This window comes from Tolumonas osonensis (assembly GCF_014202415.1).
GTDB classification, from domain to species: Bacteria; Pseudomonadota; Gammaproteobacteria; order Enterobacterales; family Aeromonadaceae; genus Tolumonas; species Tolumonas osonensis.
Genome location: NZ_JACHGR010000004.1, coordinates 41,539 through 65,681 on the forward strand (window position 1 = coordinate 41,539; position 24,143 = coordinate 65,681).

Sequence of the window (24,143 nt, forward strand, 5' to 3'; positions counted from 1 at the left end):
CTTATTTAAGTTTTGGTGTCTCAGTCATGACATCGATATTTTGAGCACGATGACGCAGCAGATGATCCATCAGCACCAGTGCCAGCATCGCTTCTGCAATGGGGACAGCACGGATACCGACACAAGGATCATGACGGCCACGTGTTATCATATCGACAGGATTTCCCTGTGTGTCAATTGTCTGCCCAGGCACCATGATACTGGACGTCGGCTTCAGCGCGATTCCGACCACAATCTCCTGACCACTGGAGATCCCCCCCAGAATGCCGCCCGCATGATTACTCAGGAAACCTTCAGGGCGCATTGGATCCCGATGTTGCGACCCCCGTTGCTCAACAACCGCAAAACCATCACCGACTTCCACACCTTTGACGGCGTTGATGCCCATCATGGCATGAGCAATATCCGCATCCAGACGATCAAAAACAGGTTCACCCAAGCCAACAGGCACGCCGGTTGCCACAACTTTCAGTTTGGCCCCGATAGAGTCACCCTCTTTTTTAAGATCGCGCATGAAGGTATCTAACTCATCCAGTTTGTCCGGATCAGCAAAGAAGAACGGATTGGTTTCGATGATCGATTTATCAAAACGTTCTGCCTTCACCGGGCCTAACTGTTCCAGAAAACCGAAAATCTCAATGCCGCAGTGTTCTTTCAGATACTTCTTGGCAATGGCGCCCGCTGCAACCCGCATCGCTGTTTCACGGGCAGATGAGCGACCACCACCACGATAATCGCGGATACCGTATTTTTGATGGTAGGTATAATCAGCATGTCCTGGACGGAAGAGATCTTTAATATCCGAATAATCTTTAGATCGCTGATCGGTATTTTCAATCAGCAAACCAATCGACGTCCCGGTTGTTTTCCCTTCAAACACCCCTGACAGGATTTTCACCGCATCATCTTCACGACGTTGCGTGGTGAAACGCGAAGTGCCAGGTTTACGACGATCCAGATCGCCCTGTAAATCAGCTTCCGTTAACGCCATGCCAGGAGGACAGCCATCAACTATCGCACCTAATGCCAGACCGTGGCTTTCACCGAAGGTAGTGACCCGAAATAATTGTCCGAAAGTATTGCCTGCCATAATGTCCCTAACTCAATGCTTGTGTGAACAACGCCTGATACTGATCGAGCTGAGCCTTAGTCAGTACAAACACGCCATCCCCACCCTGTTCAAATTCAATCCATTCAAATTCGACTTCCGGAAACAGTGATGCCAGATGCACCATACTGTTGCCGACTTCTACTATCAGTACACCATTTTCTTTCAGTAAAGCGCCCGCTTCAGCCAGAATACGGCGAACCAGATCCAGACCATCATGTCCGGCAGCTAATGCCAGCTCGGGTTCGTGACGGAACTCTTCCGGCAGATCATACATATCTTCCGCATCAACATACGGCGGATTAGATACGATCAGATCATATTTATCCCCAGCTGGCAGCGCATCAAACAAATCGGAGCAGATCGGAATAACCTGCCCCAGCATGCCATGCATTTCAATATTCATTTCACACACAGCCAGCGCATCCGGTGATAAATCCAGTGCATCGACCTCTGCAGCCGGAAATGCATGCGCCATAGCAATCGCAATACAGCCGGAACCGGTACACAAATCCATAATCCGGGTAGGTTCATGCTGCAGCCATGGGACAAAACGTTTATTAATCAGTTCCCCTATCGGTGAACGCGGGATCAATACGCGCTCATCAACATAAAATTCATAGCCGGCAAACCAGGCTTTATTTGTCAGATAGGGGGCAGGAACGCGGTGTTCAATCCGTTGCTGAATCAGATGTACCAGATGCTCACGTTCAGTACGGGTTAATCTCGCCTGACGCAGATCACTGTCAATAACAGGCGGCAAATCTAATGCGGGTAATAACAATTGAATTGCTTCATCCCAACTATTATCAGTACCATGACCATAAAATAAACCCGCAGCATTAAACTGACTGACAGCCCAACGCATCATGTCATTGAGGGTTCTGAATTCGTCGATGACCTCATCAACATTGATATTATCCAAATGCGCCTCCGGTTGATCCGGCTGTCGCGTTACAATGCACACAGCTGTTTAGTACATCAGACACGACAAACCGAATTATGAGCAAAAAAACTATACTGGATGACCAGGATATCGGCCTCTTTCGGGAGGCAATCACAGGTGTCCGGCAGATAAAGCAGGATACCATACGTTTGCAGTCTCCGGCGATCAAGCAGAAAGCGCAAATCCGTGAAATTCGCGAATCACAGCAGGCACAACACTATTTTTCGGATGAATATGAACCGCTCTTAAGCCAGGAAGGGCCGGTCAGATACAACCGGAGCGATGTTTCTGCCTACGAAGTGAAAAAGCTGCGACGAGGGGATTATATTCCTGACATGATGCTGGATTTGCACGGACTGACGCAGCAACAGGCAAAATCAGAACTGGGCGCATTGATTGAAGCCTGCCGCCGGCAGCATATCCGCTGCGCCTGTGTCATGCATGGCCATGGCAAGAACATTCTGAAGCAACGGATTCCATTATGGCTGGCACAACATCCCGATGTTATGGCGTTTCATCAGGCAACCAAACTCTGGGGGGGAGACGCAGCAATACTCGTGCTTATAGAACAAAACAGCTGACAGTACACTTCCGTTGTTTAAATGAACCTGTCACGCTGCCTTTTTCGTGATCTCTGCAATTTTGTTATTCAGTTCCTGCACTGTCGCCCGATGAACCTGATCTGCTTCGGGCGGCATAACAACTTTGCCGTTTTCAAATTCATAGCCACCACGGCCATGAATATACAATCGGCCACGGAAAAAAGTTCTTACATATTTGGCAATTAACGCCGGGAAATATTTTTTGAAAATGCGCACAGTCCACCTCCGTATCGCAATTCACCCTTCTGTATTAAGTATAATCGGGGCTGCAATACCCCATTTCAATCAGCAGGTTGAAGCGAAATTATAAAATTAGAGACTGTGCACAATTCGGAAATTATTAGCGGAGTGTGTGCGGACCTTCTAACCACTCCAGGCTACCTTTGCCATCCAGCAATGAGACACCGGCCATACCTGAGGTCACAAACATCGGTGGCACGGCATTGGCGCACAAATCGTTCACGATATATCCAACCAAAGGTAAATGACTGATAATCAAAACATAATCATCATCCAGTGCGCGCAGATAATCCGTAACAACTTCGGCTCTGCCATAAGGCACTAAATCATGAATTTCCTCGACCTGAGCAGGTGTCGGTAAATAAGGGCGAACCGCTTCCCATGTCTGCTGCGCCCGTAAAAACGGACTCACAAGCACACGATCAAGACGAGGTAGTTCTGCGGCTACCCATTCAGCCATTTTGACCGACTGCTTACGGCCTTTGTCGGTCAGCGGACGCAGATCATCACGTCCGGCCTCGTGAGCTGCTTCACCATGACGCATTACAATAATTTTCATTAAGTCAGCCTTTCATGTCCTTATTTTGGGTAAATACTACTGCCTTCATATCAGGGAAACAATCAACAAGTTATGAAACGGTTTGCACCTTATTAAAATAAGGGTCGATAATATAAGAATAATTATCCGGTGGCAGCCCTTATGCAGATATTCAAAGCACCAGAAGACAGATGTGATTACCGTTATTTCATACTGTCTAATGGATTACGTGTTTTACTGATTCATGATCCATTGGCTGAACGATCTGCTGCATCCATGGCTGTTGAATGTGGTCATTTTGCTGACCCACCACAGCGTGAAGGGATGGCCCACTTTCTGGAACATATGCTGTTTCTCGGTACAGAATCCTATCCACATCCCGGCGAGTATCAGGCATTTATCGCCCAGCATGGCGGTAACCATAATGCTTGGACCGGAACCGAATACTCCAACTATTTCTTTGATATCTCTACCGAGCTTTTTGATGAAGCGCTGCATCGCTTTTCACAGTTCTTCATTTGCCCGCTTTTTAATGCTGAACTGGTTGAGCGGGAACGTCACGCCATCGACTCTGAATATCGTCTGAAAATCAGTGATGATGTACGCCGCAGTTATCAGGTACACAAAGAAACGGTAAATCCGGCACATCCTTTCAGTAAATTTTCTGTCGGCAATCTGGAAACACTGCATGAAAACGCCGGAGAGTCCCTGCGGGAAGAAGTAAAAGCCTTTTTTGAACTGCACTACAGCGCCGATCGAATGACATTAGTTATACAGTCTGACTGGTCTTTGGCTGTTCAGGAACAGGCGGCTAAACGCTTTTTCTCTGCGGTTATCCGCCGTCAGCTACCTTCTGCAACCCCGATCGCTGTGCCGTTATACCGAGAACAGGATCTCAGGCTGCGAATTCAGATTAAACCGCTTCAGGAGCTACGCCGCTTATCAGTCAGCTTTGCACTGCCTAATGTGGATAGCTGTTACCCCCTCAAACCGCTGACCTACATCAGTCATCTGATAGGTTATGAAGGCAAAGGCAGTTTGTTCAGCTATATGAAACGTCAGGGCTGGATCAGTGCTCTTTCTGCTGGCGGCGGTGTGGGTGGTTCCAATTTCCGGGATTTTCAGATCAATTTTTCGCTGACACCGAAAGGCCTGGAGCATGAAACATCCATTATTGAACATTTGTTCAGCTTTCTGCGTCTGCTGGAAGAACAAGGTATTGATGGCTGGCGTTATGATGAAAAAGCAACGTTATTGAAAACCATGTATCTGATTCAGGAGAGTCATCGCCCATTAGATAATGTCTCGCATCTGTCAATGAACCTGTTCCATTACCAGCCTGAAGATGTGATCAGAGGGGATTATCTGATGACGGGTCTGGATGCCGATAAAATCCGGGAGATGGTGCGTTATATGACACCGGATAACATGCGGATCACGCTAATTGCGCCGGAGATGGAAACGACACAGACCGCAAAATGGTATGACACGCCGTATCAGGTCAGTCCGATTGAAACTGCATGGCTGAATATCTGGCGAAATGCCGCGCTACCAGATCCCAAACGTTACAAACTCCCGGAACCCAATCCATTTCTGCCGGATCGGTTTACTACCCGGGCCGTAACTGAACCGCAAACCATTCCCCACAGATTAATCCATCGCGCCGGTCTGCGGATCTGGCATTTGCAGGATGATTCTTTTGCTACGCCGAAAGCCAGTCTGTTCATCGCTGTAGATAGCGAGCATGCCGTACAATCGCCCTATCACATTGCCATGTGCCGGTTAATGGTCGAGCTGTTACTCGATCATCTGAATGAATTCACCTACCCGGCTGAAATTGCCGGCCTGAATTACAACATTTATGCGCATCAGGGTGGATTTACCATACAGCTCCACGGATTCAGCTGCCGTCTGTATCATTTACTTGAACTATTATTGAAAAACCGGACAGCAGGCCATTATGAACCGGAGCGCTTCTATTCCATCCGGGATCAATTGCTGCGCAGCTGGCGAAATCAGAACAAGGGCCGGCCGATTGCGCATTTATTCAGCCAGCTGACTAATTTATTGCAGCCCAATAACCCACCGGTGGATACGATGATTGCCTACCTGGAAAATGTGACGCCATCTGAGCTACCGGAGTTCATGCGACGTCTGTTTCAGGCGGTTCACCTGGAAGTATTGGCTCATGGCGATATTCAGGAAGATGAAGTCCGTCTGATAGCCGGTCTTCTTGAACGACAAATCACCCCTAATAGTCTGCCCAGCCGGGAGACACGTCGCCGTCTGGTGGATATCCGCAATGCCGGCACCTTGCTTTATGAATGCCATAGTCCGCATAACGATTCGGCTCTGCTGCTGTATTATCAGTCTCCCGAGAAGACTCCGGCCAGTATTGCCTGCTACACGCTGGCTAACCACATCATGTCCTCGTCCTTCTTCCACGATTTGCGAACCCAGCAGCAACTGGGTTATGTCGTAGGCACGGGAAATCTGCCTCTTAACCGGCATCCGGGGCTTGTGTTTTATGTTCAGTCCCCTGTCATGGCGCCGGATGGCTTACTGGCAGCAATAGAATTGTTTATTGACGCCTTTCATATGCAACTAATGGAAATGAATGAGCAAACCTGGCAAAACAACAAGCAGGGACTGATCCACCAATTGACCGAGGCTGATGCCAATCTGCGGACCCGCAGTCAGCGGTTATGGAGCAGTATCGGCAATCGGGATTTTTCCTTCCGTCAGCGGGAACTGGTGACGACAGAACTCGAACAACTTTCCCGTGCGGATTTCATTCGCTTTATCCGTTCATTGCGTTCATCACAGGCAGACAGAGTGGTGCTGTATAGTCAGGGAGAGGCCCATCAGGAAAACACGAACGAGATGGAAGGTGTTCACATTGATTATCTGGCTGAGTTTCAGCAGACGTCAGCACAGTTTCAGTCTATCTAAACCGTGCTGACATCAGATAATTCAGCGCTGAGCCTGAGAAAACAGACGGAAGAAGTTCTCACTGGTCTGCTCGGCCAGTGATTCCGTTGAAACACCGCGCAATTCGGCGATAAATTTAGCCACATCAGCGACATAGGCTGGCTCGTTCTGGTGTCCACGATGTGGCACCGGCGCCAGATAAGGCGAGTCGGTCTCAATCAGTAAGCGATCAGCCGGGATCTGCCGGGTCACGTCTCTCAACGCCTCGGCATTACGGAATGTCACAATCCCGGAAATAGAAATATACATTCCCAAATCCAGCGCTTCTTTCGCCATTGCCCAGTCTTCGGTGAAACAATGCAGTACGCCCCCTACTTCACCGGCCTGCTCTTCTTTCAGGATTGCCAGTGTGTCTGCTTTCGCATCACGAGTGTGAACAATCACCGGCTTTTTCAGTTCGCGGGAAACACGGATATGTTCCCGGAATGCCTGCTGTTGTTCTGCTTTATTCTCCGTACTGTAGTAATAATCCAGCCCGGTCTCACCAATGGCCACCACACGGGGATGAATCGCCAGCTCACGCAATAGCTCACCGCTCCACGAAGACTCCAGATCCAAAGGGTGTACACCACAGGAAGCAAATACATTCGGATAAGGCAATACGGAGGTTAACATGGCAGGAAAAGCATCCAGCGTTACCGATACCGATAAGAAGTGGCTAACACCTCTTTGCTGTGCTTTCTGTAATACGTCAGCCAGATCGTGATGTTTCTTTTCATAATCGAGACGATCAAGATGGCAATGAGAATCCACTAACACTTGTTTATTCCTTGGTAAGAAGTTGACTGAGCCAGTCGGCAAAAAGAATTGAAGGCACCGCAGAAGGCATATCCGCCAATGACTGCTTCAGTTGCAGTAACTGCTGCATACTGTCTAACAGACACTCCGCCGGACGCTGGGCCAGAAAGGACAATAAAGCAGGATGATCCGCAAAGGGTAATTGCTGCAGCGCAACGCCTTGCTGCAGTTTCAGCGCGTCCAGCAATAGCCGGCTCAGCCATTCAAATGTAACCGGCATAGCCGAAACCCAGCATTTGGTCAGACTGCCAATCGTCCAGGGCTGTAAACGATAAGCATCCAGTGCGGTAATCACAGCCTGACGTTGCTGCTCACCGCCTTCATTCAGATAAGCCAGCGTTCGCAGCGGAGCACCCTGATTCAGACGCAGCATGGCTGGCGAAATATTTCGTCCCGGCAATTGTTCATGTAACCAGGTCAAGGCCTGTTGTTCATCAGCCTGTAACGTCCATACCTGACAGCGACTGACTATGGTTGGTAACAATTTCATCGCCGATTCGCTCTGTAATATGAGCAAACTGTTACCCGGCGGCTCTTCCAGGGTTTTTAATAACGCATTGGCAGCCGCTTCAGTCATCCGCTCCGCTTGCCGGATTACCGCCACTTTCCCTCGGCCTAATTGCGGGCTATTCATTAATTGCGCAGACAATTGACGAATCGTATCCACGCCAATTGTCCGGGTATCATCGTCTCCATAAACATGCCAGTCCGGATGCGCCTGCTGACGGGATAACTGGCATGCATGGCAGTGACCACAAGGCGAGTTTTGCTGTGGTTTTTCACACAGAAACAGCGAGGCCCACTGTACCGCTAATGCTGATTTGCCTATACCCGACGGACCTGCCAGCAAAAACGCATGCGGAAGACGTTTACCAGCAAACATCAACTGGAAACGCTGCCAGTATGGCATCAGCCATGGATACATAATGCCTGCTCCAGCACTGCATTAATGGCTGTCTGAACCTGTTCCGGCGTCTGACTGGCGTCAATAATATGAATTTTCGGATCCTGTACTGCCAGCTCCAGATAACGGGCCCGTGTACGCTGGAAGAAAGCCAGCGCTTCTAACTCGATCCGATCCAGTTCACCACGCTGTCTGGCCCGCTGCAGACCAAGAGCAGGATCAATATCCAGATACAAAGTCAGGTCCGGCGCAAAATCACCCAGCACAGCCTGTTTAATCTGACCAATCAATCCAAGATCAATTCCGCGTCCACCGCCCTGATAAGCCTGCGATGACAGGTCATGACGATCACCTACCACCCAGCAGCCACGTTCCAGCGCAGGTTTAATCCGGTTTTCGACCAACTGAACCCGGGCCGCATACATCAGCAGTAATTCAGCCTGAATAGTCAGCGGTTCATCATGCACTTCTTTCACTATACTGCGCATCTTTTCCGCCAGCGGTGTCCCACCTGGTTCTCGGGTCGTTTCCAGGCAGGTAATGCCATGCTCATGCAACCAATCCAGGACATAACTGACTGCGGTACTTTTACCCGCACCTTCTAAACCTTCAATGACAATGAACTTAGCGCTCATCTACCGCTCCAGTATGTAGCGTTTTACCGCATCGTTATGTTCAGCCAGGGAGGTTGAGAACTTGTGAGCACCACCGCCTTTAGCTACAAAATAGAGATAATTTGTTTTCTCCGGGTGCAATGCCGCCTTGATAGCGGCCTTACCTGGCATCGCAATCGGAGTCGGAGGCAATCCGTCAATCACATAGGTATTATACGGATTGTCATCCCGTAAATCGCTGCGTCGAATATTGCCATCATATCGATCCTTAACACCGTATATGACCGTCGGATCGGTTTGCAGTTTCATTTTTTTGTTTAAGCGATTAACAAAAACAGAAGCAATCCGTGGACGCTCATTGTCTTTGCCAGTCTCTTTCTCAATAATTGACGCCATAACCAGAGCTTCATACGGTGATTCGTAAGGAACTGATTTATCCCGGTTATTCCAGTTTTTTTCCAGGAAATGTTTCATTTCATTATGTGCACGGCGCAAAATTTCCCGGCTGGTCGTACCAACCGTATAAGAATACGTTTCCGGTAAAAACCATCCTTCGATATTCTCCTGCTCGATATCGAATTCACTGCGCAGACTAATCAGGTCGTCAGGTGTCAGAGGTTGTTCCAGATACGGTGCTCTGCTCAGTATTTGCAGCCAGTCCTCTATACGCTGACCTTCAATCAGGGTGACAGAAAAAACGGCTTCTTTGCCACTGACAAAGACTAAAAGAGCATGTTTGACATTCCAGCCTTTTTCAATCTTGTAGGTTCCGGCTTTAATCTGACTGAATTCAGGATGTAGCTTTAACCAGATCACAGACCAGAATGGCGAAACCGGCTCGGCAGCAAGATCCATCAGCACATCTTTTGCCTTGGCACCTTTAGCTACAGTATAAAGCCGGGAATTCCCCTTCAATAATACGGAATCAAGCTGCTGCCAGTTCCAGGCGCCCCAGATGGTCACCGTGCAGAATGACAGCGCCGCCACAGCGGTGATTATACGAATCGCTTTAGGCCAACGCAGCCAGCGCATTTTGAAGGCGCTGAGCAAAGCGATGATCTTCATATTTGACATCTTTTATTCCTGTTACCGGTACAATGCCCATCAGTGCATTTGTCATCCAGACTTCATCTGCATCCAGCAACGCATCCAGCCCTGACGATACGGATTTAACAACATGCTGCCACTCGGTCAGTTGCTGTATAACAAAGGCGCGCATCACACCATACACACCGGATTGTTTCAAGTCGGGCGTAAAAATTTGTTCGTTTTTTCGCCAAAACAGATTTGCCGTTACGGCTTCGACAACATTCCCTTGCCAGTCCAGAACTACTGCTTCGGCGAGCCCTCTATTATCCAGTTCATCTTTCAGCAATACCTGTTCCAGTCGGTTCAGCGTCTTTATACCCTCCAGCATTGGCTGCCACCCCAGACGCTGTTCAGCAACGCCCAGATTGATACCCTGCTGTTGCCAGGTCCGATAATGCTCCGGGTAAGGATGAACAGAAACAATAACACTGGGAGCCAGGCATCCCTGAGGACTATATCCACGCCCGCCGCTTCCTCTTGTCAGTATTATTTTGCCGCAGGCATTTTCATCATCGACGGACGCGGCAAGCTGGCAGCACTGTTGATACAACGAATCGAAATCAGGAAAAGATAATTTAAGCCGGTTACATCCATGCAGAATTCGCTGGATATGGTAATCCCATAGCTGAGGACGTTGATTTTTCAGATGTAAAGTCGTGAATAAACCATCACCTAACGTCAATCCCCGATCCAGAACGGAAATGGTGGTTGCCGGGGAACCATTAACCAAAATCATAAAAAATTCGCAAATAAAAAGGGCCTGACAGCAGTGTATCAGGCCCTTCTGAATAATATCGAGCGTTAAACGCGTTTAAAGATCAGTGAACCGTTAGTACCACCGAAGCCAAACGAGTTAGACAAAGCACACTCAAAATTACCCGGTTTAGCAACATTGGCAACCAGATCTAAATCGCACTCTTCATCCGGATTATCCAGATTGATAGTCGGAGGAGCGATCTGGTCCCGCAGAGCCAGAACAGTAATGATTGCTTCAATCGCACCAGCAGCGCCAAGCAAATGGCCTGTCATGGATTTGGTTGAGCTAACCATCAAGTTGTTGGCATGTGCACCAAATGTGCTCTTCACTGCACGCAGTTCCGCCTTGTCACCCAGTGGTGTGGAAGTACCGTGAGCATTGATATAACCGATTGCTTCCGGAGCAATACCTGCATCATGAAGTGCATTATGCATCGCCTGTGCGGCGCCGCGGCCATCATCAGGTGGCGCAGTCATATGATGAGCATCACCACTCATACCAAAACCAATCAGCTCAGCATAAATCTTGGCGCCACGGGCTTTGGCATGTTCGTACTCTTCCAGTACCAGTACGCCAGCCCCATCACCGAGAACAAAACCATCACGGTCTTTGTCCCATGGGCGACTTGCCTTCTGAGGCTCGTCGTTACGGGCAGACAATGCTTTCGCCGCAGCGAAACCACCCATACCCATCGGGGTTGATGCTTTTTCGGTTCCACCAGCAACCATCGCATCAGCATCACCATAAGCGATCATGCGAGCGGCAAAGCCAATCGCATGCGTACCAGAAGTACACGCTGTAGTAATAGCGATGTTAGGACCACGCAATCCTCTCATGATAGACAGATGACCTGCCGCCATGTTGATGATGGTTGATGGTACGAAAAACGGGCTCAGCTTACGCGGACCACCATTCATCAGACTGGTATGGTTTGTTTCAATCAAACCCAGACCACCGATACCAGAACCAATGGTTACACCAACACGATGAGCATTAGTCTCAGTTACTTCAAGACCTGAATCGTCCAGAGCCTGAAGACCAGCTGCTACACCGTACTGAATGAATAAATCCATCTTACGGGCGTCTTTTTTGCTGATGCCGTGTTGTTCGGGATCGAAATCCTTGACCAGACCTGCAAACTTGGTTGGGAAGTCAGTCGTATCGAAATGTTCGATGGAGGTGATACCGCTTTGGCCTTTTAACAAGTTCTGCCAAGATTCTTCAGCAGTGTTACCTACGGGAGACAACATCCCCAGGCCGGTCACCACTACTCTGCGCTTTGACACAGGAAAGCCTCCGGGAGGAAAATAACGGATGTTAAAACAAGAAACAGGAGCGTTAGAATCACGCTCCTGCTGTCAGGCGATTATTCCTGATGAGAAAGGATGTAATCGATAGCAGCTTGAACAGTAGTGATCTTTTCTGCTTCTTCATCAGGGATTTCAGTATCGAACTCTTCTTCCAGCGCCATTACCAGTTCAACGGTGTCCAGAGAGTCAGCACCTAAATCATCAACAAAAGATGCTGCTGATTTAACGTCTTCTTCTTTAACACCCAGTTGTTCGATGATAATTTTTTTTACGCGTTCTTCGATAGTACTCATGACCTGATTTTTCCTTTAGAAATACGCAAATGCGTGTGTTGACGTAGTGTATTCAATTGTTCATAGTTTGCAAGACTCTTGGGGCTGTCCATTCAGGATTTTAGAGATATTCCTCTATATTTCCGCCATAAACAGCACCAATTGAACCTTAAACCATGTACATACCACCATTAACGTGTAAAGTCTCACCGGTGATATAAGCAGCCTCATCAGAGGCCAAAAATGCCACTGCAGAAGCAATTTCCTGAGCAGAGCCCAGACGACCTGCCGGAACCTGACTCAGAATACCGTTACGCTGTTCGTCATTCAGAACATGCGTCATATCTGTTTCAATAAAACCAGGTGCAACCACGTTAACTGTGATTCCGCGGGAGCCCACTTCACGAGCCAGTGATTTGGTAAAACCTAACAAACCAGCTTTAGCCGCAGCGTAATTAGTCTGACCAGCGTTGCCCATAGTACCAACAACAGAACCAATGCTGATGATACGGCCATAACGTTTTTTCATCATGCTGCGCAGCACAGCTTTAGATAAACGATAGACAGATGACAGGTTAGTCTGAATGATGTCATCCCATTCATCATCTTTCATGCGCATCAGCAGGTTGTCGCGGGTAATACCTGCGTTGTTAACCAGTACGTCTACTTCACCATACTTGGCCTTGATCGCCTCAAACAATGCGTCAATAGATGCTTGTTCTGTCACATTCAGTACCAGACCAACGCCCGCATCAGCCAGATATTCACTGATTGCTGCCGCGCCTGATTCGCTGGTAGCAGTACCAACAACTGTCGCACCACGGTTTGCAAATGTCTGTGCAATCGCTTTACCAATACCGCGAGTGGCGCCGGTTACCAGTACTACTTTACCTTGAAAATTCATTTCTATTCCTCTTACTGAACTTTGCTCAACGCGTCTTGCAGACCGGCAACATCGTTAATCGCACAGCCATCGACACGTTTATCAATACGTTTCACCAGACCGGTTAATACTTTGCCAGGCCCCATTTCGATCTCGAAAGTAATGTCTTCATTTGCCATTCTTTCAACAGTTTCAGTCCAGCGGACAGGACTATACAACTGGCGCACGAGCGCATCTTTAATCGCAGCCGAATCGGTCACGGTAGCAACATCGGCATTATTGATTACCGGAATTACAGGTGTTTTAACTTCTAATGCAACCAGTGCAGCAGCCAGCTCTTCTGCCGCCGGTTTCATCAATGCGCAGTGTGATGGCACGCTGACAGGTAATGGCAATGCACGTTTAGCACCTGACTCTTTCATCAGCACATTAGCGCGTTCAACCGCTTCTTTATGGCCAGCAATAACTACCTGACCCGGTGAGTTAAAGTTCACCGGAGAAACAACCTGACCTTCAGCTGCTTTTTCACAGTTTGCGGCAATAGAGTCGTTATCCAGGCCGATGATAGCCGCCATTGCGCCAACACCTTCCGGCACAGCACGCTGCATCGCCTGACCACGCAGCTCAACCAGTTTGACCGCATCCGTGAAATTCAGAGCGCCGGCACACACCAACGCAGAATATTCACCCAGACTATGACCCGCCATAACAGCCGGAGTTGCACCACCCTGAGCTTGCCATAAACGCCATAAAGCAACAGAACTGGTCAGTAATGCCGGTTGTGTTTTCCAAGTTTTGTTCAGTTCTTCAGCCGGCCCCTGCATCACCAGTTCAAACAGGTCATAACCTAATACTGCGCTGGCTTCTGCGAATGTTTCTTTAATGATGGGATAGGCTTCCGCCAGTTCAGCCAGCATGCCTACGCTCTGAGAACCTTGTCCCGGAAAGGCAATAGCAAACTTACTCATTTTTATTTCCTTTATTATCAATAACGAATCAGAGCAGAACCCCAGGTGAACCCGCCACCAAAGGCTTCCAGCAGTAATAATTGGCCGCGTTTGATCCGGCCGTCACGCACACCTTCATCCAGCGCAATAGGTACTGATGCTGCAGATGTATTGCCGTGACGATCCAATGTCAGGATCACCTGATCCATCGACATACCCAGTTTTTTCGCAGTAGCGCTGATAATGCGCCAGTTAGCCTGATGCGGAACCAGCCAATCCAGCTCGGATTTATCAATATTATTGGCGTCCAGCGTCTGGGTAACCAGTTCACTCAAACGGGTTACCGCAACCTTAAAGACATCATTGCCTTTCATAAACATGTAGGCATTGTCTGTGTCATCAGAACCACGCTGAGCCTGCGGCAATTTAAGTAAATCACCATAGCGGCCGTCCGCGAATAAATGTGTAGACAGAATGCCCTGTTCTTCTGATGCGCCTAATACAACTGCACCGGCACCATCGCCGAATAAAATGATCGTACCCCGGTCATTCGGTTCACACGCCCGGGATAATGTATCAGCGCCGACCACCAGAATATGCTTGGCATTTCCGGCACGGATGAACTGGTCAGCAACGCTGAGTGCATATGTAAATCCGGCGCACGCTGCCGCCAGATCGAATGCCGGGATACCAGGACGATCAAGCATCGCCTGCAATTCACAGGCTGCCGCCGGAAATGCATTTTCGGCACTGGTCGTAGCAACAATAATCATGTCGAGCTCAGCAGCAGTGATCTCCGCCGCTGACAACGCCTGTTGTGCTGCCTGAAAAGATAATGAAGCAACGGTTTCATTATCGCCGGCGATACGACGTTCACGGATACCGGTTCTTTCCACGATCCATTCATCACTGGTTTCGACCATACGCTCAAGATCAGCGTTAGTACGAACCTTTGCGGGTACATAACTACCCGTACCAAGAATTTTACTGAACATAAAGTGAATTAGCGCTCGTATGTGTGTTCTGCGATAAAGCGTTCTGAGATCCGACGAGGTAATTGCTGCTCGATCTCAGCCACCGCATGCAGAATGGCATTGGATAAAGCCCGCCGCTCGGCGCGCCCATGACTTTTAATTACGATTCCGTTTAGCCCCAGAAGACTGGCACCATTATAGTGGTCAGGATGCATCACTGACAAAGATGTTTGTATTTCTGCAGCCTTATTTGACTTGTTTTTTGCAGAAAAGGTCTCATTGGAACCCTTTATCTGATTATAAAAAAACCGCGCGATTCCTTCTGCAGTCTTCAATGCAATATTTCCGGTGAAGCCATCGCATACAATAACATCAGCCAGACCGGATATGAGCTGATCGCCTTCAAGGAACCCAATATAGTTAAGTCTTTTATCAGAATTAAGCAGATTTGCGGTCTTCTGAACCAGCTGACTACCTTTTATTACTTCTTCACCGACATTTAATAAGGCAATTTTCGGTAAGGAAATGGCATGAACATGCCTGGCAACCAAATCGCCAAGACAGGCGAATTGCCACAGCATTTCGGGCGTACAATTAACATTACACCCCAGATCCAGCATGACAGTGTGCTGACCGGACAAGTTAGGTAGAGAAGTACAGAGGGCCGGCCGCTTCAAATGCGGCAACATGGTAAGCACTCTCATCGCCATCACCATCAGCGCGCCTGTATTTCCGCTACTGACACAAGCCTGGGCCCGACCGGAGTTGACCAGCTCCAGCATAATCCGCATGGATGAATCAGTTTTGTTGCGTAAAGCAATAACAGGGCGTTCAGCCATAGAAACAGACTGAGAAGCATGAATCAGATGTAAACGGGGATGAGAAGAAAGCGAGTATTGCTGCAGTAACGGGAGAAGGATCTCTTCATTACCAACAAGAAAAATATTCAGGTTCGGCAAAAGCGACAGTGCCTGCGCAGCGGCAGGCACTGTTTCGGAGGGACCGTAATCCCCCCCCATAGCATCTAACGCAACCGTTAGAACAGACAAAAGGCAGATCCGCGTTACAGAACTTAGATTACCTTTTTACCACGGTAGTAACCGTCGGCAGTCACATGGTGACGACGATGAGTTTCACCGCTAGTTGCATCAACGCTCAGCTGTGCAGCAGTCAGTGCATCGTGTGAACGACGCATACCACGGCGTGAACGAGTTTTACGGTTCTGTTGTACGGCCATTGACCTTACTCCTAATTAACTTACTTGCGTTTCAAACTAGTTAGAACAGCAAACGGATTCGGGCGCTCATCAGCAGGGTCGATCTCACCCCACGTCATTTGCGCACCCGCCATCGGACATTCGTCCTCCGGGTGCATTGCCACAATGGGCAGACTGAGAATTAATTCATCCTCGAGCAGCTCATGAAGATCAAATTCACCGTTCTCATCAAGCTCAATAAGCTCGTAAGATTCCGGGATTTCATCCTCTATCGTATTCTTCAAACGAGGAGTATACGAGAACTCGGCCTTGCAGTGATGTTCAAATTCACCCGAGCAACGCTGACATTCAAGGATTAATGTTGCCTCTGCAGTTCCCTGCAGAACAATCAAACCCTGAGCATCAGTGAAAAAACTCAGTGTGGCTTCGATATCACCAACAATTCCGTTAGAGGATTCGGCCAGACGCGGCATGCACTTAGCTTCAACAATTCCCTGGTAATCAAGGCGTTTTGCTGTGCAGCGGACTGGGTCGATCTTTATGGGCAGTTTCACCTTTTGCATAAGGCGGGCATGATATAGACACAACTCAAGATAGTCAAAGGAAAAACCACTATGAAGACACCAGATTTAATCCTTGCGTCCACATCCATCTACCGACAGGCATTATTGGAAAAACTTGCACTGCCCTTCCGGTGTATGGCACCACTGATTGATGAAACGCCCCGGCCGGAGGAAAGCGCTGAGCAACTGGTACAGCGACTGGCATTGGAAAAGGCAAAAGCCGTCGCCGCAAACAATCCGGCAAGCTGGATTATCGGTAGCGACCAGGTATGCACGATTAACGGCTTGGTCGTCGGTAAACCGGGCACGGAACCTGCCGCTATCGCGCAACTACAGGCGGCTTCGGGTCAGCGCATCACTTTTTACACCGGTTTGTGTTTGTATGACGCAACACAAGATCGCTATCAGCTACTGGCCGAACCTTTTCACGTTCATTTTCGCGCTTTGTCTTCAGAACAGATAAAACGTTATGTTAAAGCCGAAATGCCATTGGACTGTGCAGGGAGCTTCAAATCTGAAGGTCTAGGCATCACCTTATTCAGCCAGCTGGAAGGACGAGATCCCAATAGCTTGATCGGACTGCCTGTAATCGCACTGGTCGATATGCTTGCTGCATGGGGAATGGAATTACCACAATAAAAACATATCCTGACTTGCCTCACAAAGTCAGGAATGTTTTTACAGGTGAAGATGGCGATGCAAATCAGCGACAGAATCGACGATTGTCACCGGCTGGTGTTGTTCCAGCAGGAGTCTGTCGTGTACGCCCCAGGTTACGCCAATGCTGTCCATGCCTATCGCCCTGGCCATAGCGAGATCATGCACTGAGTCGCCGATCATGACCGACTGCTCCACCGGTATTGCCAGCTCATCCAGAATCTGTTTCAACATCAGCGGATCTGGTTTTGACTTGGCTTCGTCTGCGCCACGGCGGATACAGAACAATCCGCCTAATCCGGTTTCAGCCAATACCCGCTCCAGGCCACTACGGGATTTGCCCGTCGCAACCGCCAGTGATTTCCCGGCAGCATGTAACTGTCGCATCATGTCATCAACGCCAGGAAACAAGGGTGTCGGCGTGTCATCAAGATGCTTATAGTAATTACTGTAATGCTGAATCAGTATCTGATGCTGCTCAGGCACAGCCTGCGGAAACAAACGCGGCATGGCTACGGATAAGCTCAGCCCGATAATGTCCCTGACATCCTCGGATGAAGGTTCAGGTAAATTGCAGGCACGTGCCGCTTTTTGCATACAGGAGACAATCCGCTGGATTGAGTCCATCAACGTGCCATCCCAGTCAAAAATGATGAGTTGGTACCCTTTCATGCTATTTGTCCAGCCGATCCAATACTGCTTGTAAATCTTTATCCAGCGGCGCTTCAACGGACATTTCTTTACCGGTTACCGGGTGAGTGAATGTCAGCCGGTAAGCATGCAGAAATAACCGGGTTAAGCCAGCTGATCTGACGATCTCATCAAATGCGCGTTCACCATATTTATCATCACAGGCAATAGGATGACCGGCATGTGCGGTATGGACACGGATCTGATGCGTACGCCCGGTTATCGGACTGGCCATAACCAGTGTGGCATTAGCAAATTTCTGCATGATCTGAAAACGGGTTTCAGATGGTTTGCCTTCACTGTTCACCCGCACAATCCGTTCACCGGATTGCAGAATGTTTTTCAGCAACGGCGCATTCACCACTTTGACATGCGGCTGCCATTGCCCCCGAACCAGTGCCAGGTACTGTTTGCGCATTGTTTTCACACGCAACTGCTCATGAAGGTGTTTCAGTGCACTGCGTTTCTTTGCAACCAGCAGCAGACCAGAGGTATCACGATCCAGGCGGTGAACCAATTCCAGAAAACGGCTTTCCGGTCTTAAAGCCCGCAGACCCTCGATAACCCCGAAACTCAGGCCACTGCCACCATGAACTGCTAACCCTGATGGTTTATTCAACACAATGATGGCATCGTCCTCAAACAGGATCTGATGAGCCAGTGCCTGTACCGAACTCAGTCTGGAGGATGGCAATGCGTTCTCTTCCGCAACCCGTACTGGCGGAACACGAATCTCATCGCCAACACAGAGTTTATACTCAGGTTTAATGCGTTTTTTATTAACCCGCACCTCTCCTTTGCGCAAAATACGGTAAATGAGGCTCTTGGGAACCCCTTTCAGCTGAGTTTTCAAAAAGTTATCTATGCGTTGTCCATCTTGCTCAGCATCAATAGTGATGAACTGTACGCCTTGATTTGTATTGTTCATGTTGCAATTCTAACTCAGCAATTGATGATTGTCGCAAACTCATTACACCATGCCTTGCACTGCTTCAATGGAAAATGGAATAATGGAGCGATTTTCTATATTAGGCGCAAAATTATTTTTTCTGCGTCTTAAGAAATCATCGATTCTTCGCCCGCCCCCTTGTCGCAAGGGTGGAAACATGAATGCACCTAAAAGTGCGCCTCACGCATGTCCCAACCGGGAGGTTGCCAACCACATGCCATTAAGACCCGAGGCCGGTAGTGTCTGTTTCAAGCAACAGCGAAGTACATAATCAAAACAATCTACAAAAACAGAGATTTGAATGAAAAGAATGCTAATCAACGCAACTCAAGAAGAAGAGTTGCGTGTCGCCCTTGTTGACGGGCAGCGAATTTATGACCTGGATATTGAAAGCCCTGGTCATGAGCAGAAAAAAGCAAACATTTACAAAGGCAAAATCACTCGTATCGAGCCAAGTCTGGAAGCAGCTTTCGTCGATTATGGTGCTGAGCGCCATGGTTTCCTTCCGCTCAAAGAAATCGCCCGGGAATATTTCCCTGAGAACTATACCTTCCATGGTCGTCCTAACATCAAGGAAGTGATCAAGGAAGGTCTGGAAGTCATCGTTCAGATTGATAAAGAAGAACGTGGCAATAAAGGCGCGGCATTAACCACCTTCATCAGTCTGGCTGGTAGCTATCTGGTATTAATGCCAAATAATCCTCGTGCTGGCGGGATTTCCCGTCGTATTGAGGGTGATGAGCGTACCGAGCTGAAAGAAGCCATGAACGGTCTGGAAGTTCCTGCTGGCATGGGTCTGATCGTTCGTACAGCCGGGGTTGGCAAATCGCAGGAAGAGCTGGAGTGGGACCTTAACATTCTGCTCAAGCACTGGAATGCGATTAAGACAGCCTCCAGCAACCGCCCCGCGCCATTCCTAATCCATCAGGAAAGTAACGTTATTGTCCGTGCAATCCGTGACTATCTGCGCCGTGATATCGGTGAGATTCTGATCGATAGCGAAACCATTTTTGAACGGGCAAAACAGCATATCGAACTGGTTCGTCCGGATTTCATCAACCGGGTGAAACTGTATAAAAGCGAAATCCCGCTATTCACACATTTCCAGATCGAAAGCCAGATTGAGTCTGCTTTCCAGCGTGAAGTGCGTCTGCCGTCCGGTGGTTCTATCGTTATCGATCCGACCGAGGCGCTGACCTCTATTGATATCAACTCCTCCCGGGCAACCAAGGGCGGTGATATTGAGGAAACCGCGCTGCAGACCAACCTGGAAGCCGCTGATGAAATTGCCCGTCAATTACGTCTGCGTGACTTGGGTGGTCTGATTGTTATCGATTTCATCGATATGACACCTGTACGTCATCAGCGCGAAGTGGAAAACCGCCTGCGTGATGCAGTCCGTCAGGATCGTGCCCGTATTCAGTTAGGCCGGATTTCCCGCTTTGGTCTGCTGGAACTGTCCCGTCAGCGTTTACGCCCGTCACTGAATGAATCCAGCACTCATGTCTGCCCACGCTGCAGTGGCCAGGGTTTTATTCGTGATAATGAATCGCTGGCGCTCAGTATTCTGCGTCTGATCGAAGAAGAAGCACTGAAAGACAACACCGAACAGGTTATTGCTCAGGTGCCTGTTGATGTCGCTGCTTATCTGCTGAACGAAAAACGCCAGGCAGTGCTGAAACTGGAACAACGTCACAAGGTTCAGCTGCTGATTATTCCTAACAGCCGTCTGGAAACGCCGCATTTTGAGGTGTCACGCTTCCGTTCCGGTGAAGAAACCGGTGCTCTCAGCTATGAACTGAAAACTGAAACGCCAGTTGAAGAGTATCAGCCAAAACCACAGCAGGTTATTGCGCCAGCAGAACAACCAGCATTGCAGGGTTTCGTTGCGCCAAGCGTACCGGCTCCCGCACCTGTAAAAGCATCCGCGCCAGCTGAAAAACCAGCATCGGAAGGAGTGTTATCGCGCCTGTTCGGCTTCATTGGTTCACTATTTAAAGGCTCTTCTGAAGCTCCGGCAGCAGAAGAAAAACAACCTGAAAAAGAACGTCCGCCACAACGCCGTCGGGATAACCGCAGTAGTAACCGTAAACGAAATGCAGCTTATACGCCTCGTAATCGCGAGGAAGAGGCTGGTGGTACAGTAGCGGCAGAAGAAAAGAGTCAGATTGCACCGACTCGTCAGAGTCGCCGTTCCCGCACTGAGCGGACAGAAAAGGCTGAACGTCCCGTCCGTGAAAGTAATGCTGAAAAAGAGTTATCAGCTAAACCTGAACGGGCACCTAAAGAGCGTAAGCCGCGAAATGAAGCCCCTGCGACGGAAACGCAGCAGGATGCTGTCCGTAAAGAACAGAAAGTCGAAGAACGTCGTGAACGCCGTAACATGCGCAAGAAAGTGCGGATAAGCGATGAAACTGTTCAGAATGAGGTGATTGCAACTAAGCCTGAAACGGAAACCGTAGCAACGGAAGCGCAGCCGCGGACTCGTCGCCGCCGCAATAACGCTGAACGGAATGCAGAAGAAAAAGCAGTTCAGACTGTAACAACCGCGGAGACAGCAACTGAAATACCAGCTCAGGTTCAGGAACAGCCGGTGGAAACAGTCGTTGCAGAAGTAACTCTGCAGCAACAAGCTGATACTGTACCTCAGGCAGCAGTTTCTGAAAGCCCGGTTGAAACACCTGTTACAGCAGAAACATCACCTGTAGCGGAACCAGCGGAAAAAACCGAAGCAGTGGAAACGGTAACGCCTGTGATTGAGTCACCAGAAGCAGTGGTGGTAACTGAACAGACAACTGCTGATGTGCCGACAACGGCGGAAAGCATTGTTGCGGTGGAAATAGCAGTTGCACCTGTCATTGCTGAACCAGCAGCCGTGGAAGAAACAACCGTTAAGCCAGAACCTGTTGCTACCTCTACAGTGGCGATAGTTGCTAATAAAGCAAAAGCTCAAGGTTTGATCGAACGAGTTCGTTTTGCTAACGCAGAAATGACCCGACCAGCTGAAATTCCCCTGCCACCAGTTCCGCCGAAAGGAGACTTCCCTCCTTATGAGCGTAAACCGGTAAACGGTAGTGGCCGTGCAGCAGGTACATCCAACCTGAAACAACAGGCATCAGCGTCAGCCGGACGTCCTGAAGCCCGTTAATCAATATAATCCGCCGCTGAATTCCCGGCGGCGGATTTATTTTACAAATAGTCCCCTTTCCCGGAACAAAACCATATTATTACCGCTACCCAAACCACCCCGGTTAATGGTATATTTTTGACTAAAATCAAAAATCAAATAGCGTCAAGATGATCCAGGACAAAGCAAAAGCAAAAAGACCTCCATCGTGTGGGGGTGCCATTCATTGTCATGATTGCAGTATCAGCCAACTCTGCATCCCTTTTTCGCTTAATAATTCTGAATTAGATCTCCTTGACTCCATCATTGAACGAAAAAAACCTATTCAGAAGGGTGAAACTCTCTTTAAAGCAGGTGATGAATTAAAATCACTCTTTGCTATTCGTTCCGGAACAGTGAAGTCTTATACCATTACCGAACAAGGTGATGAACAGATTACCGGCTTTCATCTGGCTGGTGATCTGGTTGGTTTTGATGCAGTAACCAGGCAATACCATCCTTCATTTGCACAGGCACTGGAGACATCCATGGTCTGTGAAATTCCCTATGAAGTACTGGATGAACTTTCCGGTAAGATGTCGAAATTGCGCCAGCAGATTATGCGACTGATGAGCAATGAGATTATCTGTGATCAGGAAATGATCCTGTTACTGTCCAAGAAAAATGCGGAAGAGCGTCTGGCTGCGTTTCTGAACAACTTATCAAACCGTTTTTCGCAACGCGGTTTTTCCCCCAGAGAATTTCGTCTGGCCATGACCCGGGGTGATATCGGTAACTATTTGGGTTTGACCGTCGAAACCATCAGTCGTCTTCTTGGCCGTTTCCAAAAAATCGGATTAATCAAAGTTAAAGGGAAATACGTAACGATTCTCGATCCGGTTGCGCTGTCACAGATTGCAGGCTCAGCCGGAAATCAGATTTCTGAATAGTTACTGGAAATAAATACCTCACGGAGTATGCTTGATCTAACGGTTATCCGGCTATAAATCGACTACGCTGAATGTAGTAATCATAGCCAAATCGTTACCCAAGGAGGCTCCTATGATTAAATATCGGAATATCCTGGTAGTAATAGACCCCACCATGCCTGAACAGCCAGCACTCCTGCGTGCCGTGGAACTGGCCAGGTTAGAGGATGTGGCCCGGATAAAGGTATTTCTTGCGATTTATGATTTTTCGTATGAAATAACATCCATTTTATCTAATGAAGAACGGGAAGAAATGCGGCAAGGGGTGATTACTCACCGTCTGGGCTGGCTTTCCGGTATGATCAAGCCCTACCAGTCCGAGGGACTCGATATTGAGCCCAAAGTTATCTGGCATAGCCGTCCGTTTGAATGCGTCCTGCAGGAAGTCAAGGAACATGACCATGACCTGGTGATTACCAGTGCTCATCATCATTCTCTTCTGAAATCATTTATCTTTACCCCGAGTGACTGGCATCTGTTGCGCAAATGTCCTTGCCCTGTACTGGTAACCAAACACCATGGCTGGCCTGCCGGCGGTAATATTCTGGCAGCTATCAACATCAGTGATGAACCAGAGCAAATGTCACTGAACGAACGAATTATCCATGAAGCCAAAGTCATTGCTCAACTGGTTAAAGCCAACTTGCATCTGGTTAATGCGTTCCCGGCCCCTATTGTGAACATTGCTCTGGAATTACCTGGATTCAGCCCTGAGCTGTACAGTGATGCCATGCAACAGCACCACAAAACCGAAATGGAAGAATATGCCCGTAAATTCGATATTCAGCCTGAATGTATCCACATTGTGGAAGGGATGCCGGAAGATGTATTGCCTGAGCTGGCACAATCACTGGATGCCGAACTGACGATTCTGGGCAGTGTTGGCCGGACAGGATGGTCGGCAGCATTCATTGGTAATACCGCTGAACGTGTTGTAGACAGTATTCAGGGGGACTTGCTGGTGGTTAAAGCGTACGAATAATATTACTTTACTTGCCCG

25 protein-coding genes are annotated in these 24,143 nt (G+C 48.7%); 6 read left to right on the forward strand and 19 right to left on the reverse strand.

The features are described 5' to 3' along the window. Position 1 precedes the first annotated feature (1 nt). Both aroC and prmB read right to left on the reverse strand, forming a co-directional pair. Positions 2–1,090: a chorismate synthase gene (aroC, locus tag HNR75_RS06375; protein ID WP_188026175.1), complete on the reverse strand. Its 1,089-nt coding sequence runs from the start codon at positions 1,088–1,090 to the stop codon at positions 2–4. A gap of 7 nt (positions 1,091–1,097) precedes the next feature. After that, entirely contained in the window at positions 1,098–2,033 is a 936-nt protein-coding gene (prmB, locus tag HNR75_RS06380; RefSeq protein ID WP_188026176.1) for a 50S ribosomal protein L3 N(5)-glutamine methyltransferase, read from the reverse strand. Between the two features lie 77 nt (positions 2,034–2,110). Between prmB and smrB the strand changes: the two genes are divergently transcribed. Then, on the forward strand, positions 2,111–2,635 hold the full coding sequence (gene smrB, locus HNR75_RS06385; protein WP_188026177.1) for an endonuclease SmrB: 525 nt from the start codon (positions 2,111–2,113) through the stop codon (positions 2,633–2,635). 30 nt (positions 2,636–2,665) lie between these two features. On the opposite strand, the gene HNR75_RS06390 is transcribed toward smrB, so the two are convergent. Both HNR75_RS06390 and sixA read right to left on the reverse strand, forming a co-directional pair. Continuing rightward, positions 2,666–2,872 (reverse strand): DUF1107 family protein, encoded by a 207-nt coding sequence (locus HNR75_RS06390; protein WP_188026178.1) that lies wholly within the window; start codon positions 2,870–2,872, stop codon positions 2,666–2,668. A 124-nt stretch (positions 2,873–2,996) separates the two neighbouring features. Beyond that, positions 2,997–3,455, reverse strand: coding sequence for a phosphohistidine phosphatase SixA (gene sixA, locus HNR75_RS06395; protein WP_188026179.1), 459 nt, complete (start codon positions 3,453–3,455; stop codon positions 2,997–2,999). A gap of 141 nt (positions 3,456–3,596) precedes the next feature. Here sixA and HNR75_RS06400 point away from each other — a divergent pair, with 141 nt between their 5' ends. Further along, positions 3,597–6,386, forward strand: a complete 2,790-nt coding sequence (locus tag HNR75_RS06400) for an insulinase family protein (protein WP_188026180.1) — start codon at positions 3,597–3,599, stop codon at positions 6,384–6,386. A 21-nt stretch (positions 6,387–6,407) separates the two neighbouring features. Here HNR75_RS06400 and HNR75_RS06405 read toward each other — a convergent pair whose 3' ends face one another. From HNR75_RS06405 to yceD, 13 genes are all read right to left on the reverse strand, one after another. Beyond that, a complete protein-coding gene (locus HNR75_RS06405; protein WP_188026181.1) occupies positions 6,408–7,184 on the reverse strand; it encodes a YchF/TatD family DNA exonuclease in 777 nt (258 codons plus the stop codon). Between the two features lie 4 nt (positions 7,185–7,188). Next, positions 7,189–8,148, reverse strand: coding sequence for a DNA polymerase III subunit delta' (holB, locus tag HNR75_RS06410; protein ID WP_188026182.1), 960 nt, complete (start codon positions 8,146–8,148; stop codon positions 7,189–7,191). Then, positions 8,133–8,762: a dTMP kinase gene (gene tmk, locus HNR75_RS06415; RefSeq protein WP_188026183.1), complete on the reverse strand. Its 630-nt coding sequence runs from the start codon at positions 8,760–8,762 to the stop codon at positions 8,133–8,135. The genes holB and tmk overlap by 16 nt, the downstream gene beginning before the upstream one ends. Further along, positions 8,763–9,773: an endolytic transglycosylase MltG gene (mltG, locus tag HNR75_RS06420; RefSeq protein WP_425506769.1), complete on the reverse strand. Its 1,011-nt coding sequence runs from the start codon at positions 9,771–9,773 to the stop codon at positions 8,763–8,765. Further along, positions 9,751–10,566 carry an aminodeoxychorismate lyase gene (gene pabC, locus HNR75_RS06425; protein ID WP_188026185.1) on the reverse strand — a complete coding sequence of 272 codons (816 nt, stop codon included), beginning with the start codon at positions 10,564–10,566 and terminating at the stop codon, positions 9,751–9,753. Before pabC ends, mltG begins: the two co-directional genes overlap by 23 nt. A gap of 65 nt (positions 10,567–10,631) precedes the next feature. Continuing rightward, a complete protein-coding gene (gene fabF / locus HNR75_RS06430) occupies positions 10,632–11,873 on the reverse strand; it encodes a beta-ketoacyl-ACP synthase II (RefSeq protein WP_188026186.1) in 1,242 nt (413 codons plus the stop codon). Between the two features lie 80 nt (positions 11,874–11,953). After that, positions 11,954–12,190 carry an acyl carrier protein gene (acpP, locus tag HNR75_RS06435; protein WP_024871075.1) on the reverse strand — a complete coding sequence of 79 codons (237 nt, stop codon included), beginning with the start codon at positions 12,188–12,190 and terminating at the stop codon, positions 11,954–11,956. Between the two features lie 148 nt (positions 12,191–12,338). After that, the gene (gene fabG, locus HNR75_RS06440; protein ID WP_188026187.1) at positions 12,339–13,073 is read right to left on the reverse strand and encodes a 3-oxoacyl-ACP reductase FabG; all 735 of its coding nucleotides are present in this window, start codon (positions 13,071–13,073) and stop codon (positions 12,339–12,341) included. An 11-nt stretch (positions 13,074–13,084) separates the two neighbouring features. Beyond that, positions 13,085–14,020, reverse strand: coding sequence for an ACP S-malonyltransferase (fabD, locus tag HNR75_RS06445; RefSeq protein ID WP_188026188.1), 936 nt, complete (start codon positions 14,018–14,020; stop codon positions 13,085–13,087). 17 nt (positions 14,021–14,037) lie between these two features. Next, complete coding sequence (locus tag HNR75_RS06450; RefSeq protein ID WP_188026189.1) at positions 14,038–14,994, reverse strand: beta-ketoacyl-ACP synthase III; 957 nt, start codon at positions 14,992–14,994, stop codon at positions 14,038–14,040. 8 nt (positions 14,995–15,002) lie between these two features. Next, positions 15,003–16,022: a phosphate acyltransferase PlsX gene (plsX, locus tag HNR75_RS06455; protein ID WP_188026190.1), complete on the reverse strand. Its 1,020-nt coding sequence runs from the start codon at positions 16,020–16,022 to the stop codon at positions 15,003–15,005. Positions 16,023–16,045: 23 nt separating this feature from the next. Next, positions 16,046–16,210 (reverse strand): 50S ribosomal protein L32, encoded by a 165-nt coding sequence (gene rpmF, locus HNR75_RS06460; RefSeq protein WP_024871080.1) that lies wholly within the window; start codon positions 16,208–16,210, stop codon positions 16,046–16,048. Between the two features lie 20 nt (positions 16,211–16,230). Beyond that, the gene (yceD, locus tag HNR75_RS06465) at positions 16,231–16,752 is read right to left on the reverse strand and encodes a 23S rRNA accumulation protein YceD (protein ID WP_188026191.1); all 522 of its coding nucleotides are present in this window, start codon (positions 16,750–16,752) and stop codon (positions 16,231–16,233) included. Positions 16,753–16,803: 51 nt separating this feature from the next. On the opposite strand from yceD, the gene HNR75_RS06470 reads away from it, so the two are divergent. Continuing rightward, complete coding sequence (locus tag HNR75_RS06470) at positions 16,804–17,391, forward strand: Maf family protein (RefSeq protein WP_188026192.1); 588 nt, start codon at positions 16,804–16,806, stop codon at positions 17,389–17,391. Between the two features lie 39 nt (positions 17,392–17,430). Here the strand turns inward: HNR75_RS06470 and HNR75_RS06475 are convergent, their stop codons facing one another. Continuing rightward, complete coding sequence (locus HNR75_RS06475) at positions 17,431–18,081, reverse strand: HAD family hydrolase (protein ID WP_188026193.1); 651 nt, start codon at positions 18,079–18,081, stop codon at positions 17,431–17,433. A 1-nt stretch (position 18,082) separates the two neighbouring features. Continuing rightward, positions 18,083–19,027 carry a 23S rRNA pseudouridine(955/2504/2580) synthase RluC gene (gene rluC / locus HNR75_RS06480; RefSeq protein WP_188026194.1) on the reverse strand — a complete coding sequence of 315 codons (945 nt, stop codon included), beginning with the start codon at positions 19,025–19,027 and terminating at the stop codon, positions 18,083–18,085. Positions 19,028–19,349: 322 nt separating this feature from the next. Here rluC and rne point away from each other — a divergent pair, with 322 nt between their 5' ends. The 3 genes from rne (at position 19,350) to uspE (ending at position 24,125) form a co-directional block, all read left to right on the forward strand. Beyond that, positions 19,350–22,196, forward strand: coding sequence for a ribonuclease E (gene rne / locus HNR75_RS06485; RefSeq protein ID WP_188026195.1), 2,847 nt, complete (start codon positions 19,350–19,352; stop codon positions 22,194–22,196). Between the two features lie 149 nt (positions 22,197–22,345). Then, positions 22,346–23,104, forward strand: coding sequence for an FNR family transcription factor (locus HNR75_RS06490; RefSeq protein WP_188026196.1), 759 nt, complete (start codon positions 22,346–22,348; stop codon positions 23,102–23,104). Positions 23,105–23,216: 112 nt separating this feature from the next. Continuing rightward, positions 23,217–24,125, forward strand: coding sequence for a universal stress protein UspE (gene uspE / locus HNR75_RS06495; protein WP_188026197.1), 909 nt, complete (start codon positions 23,217–23,219; stop codon positions 24,123–24,125). Positions 24,126–24,143: the final 18 nt, after the last annotated feature.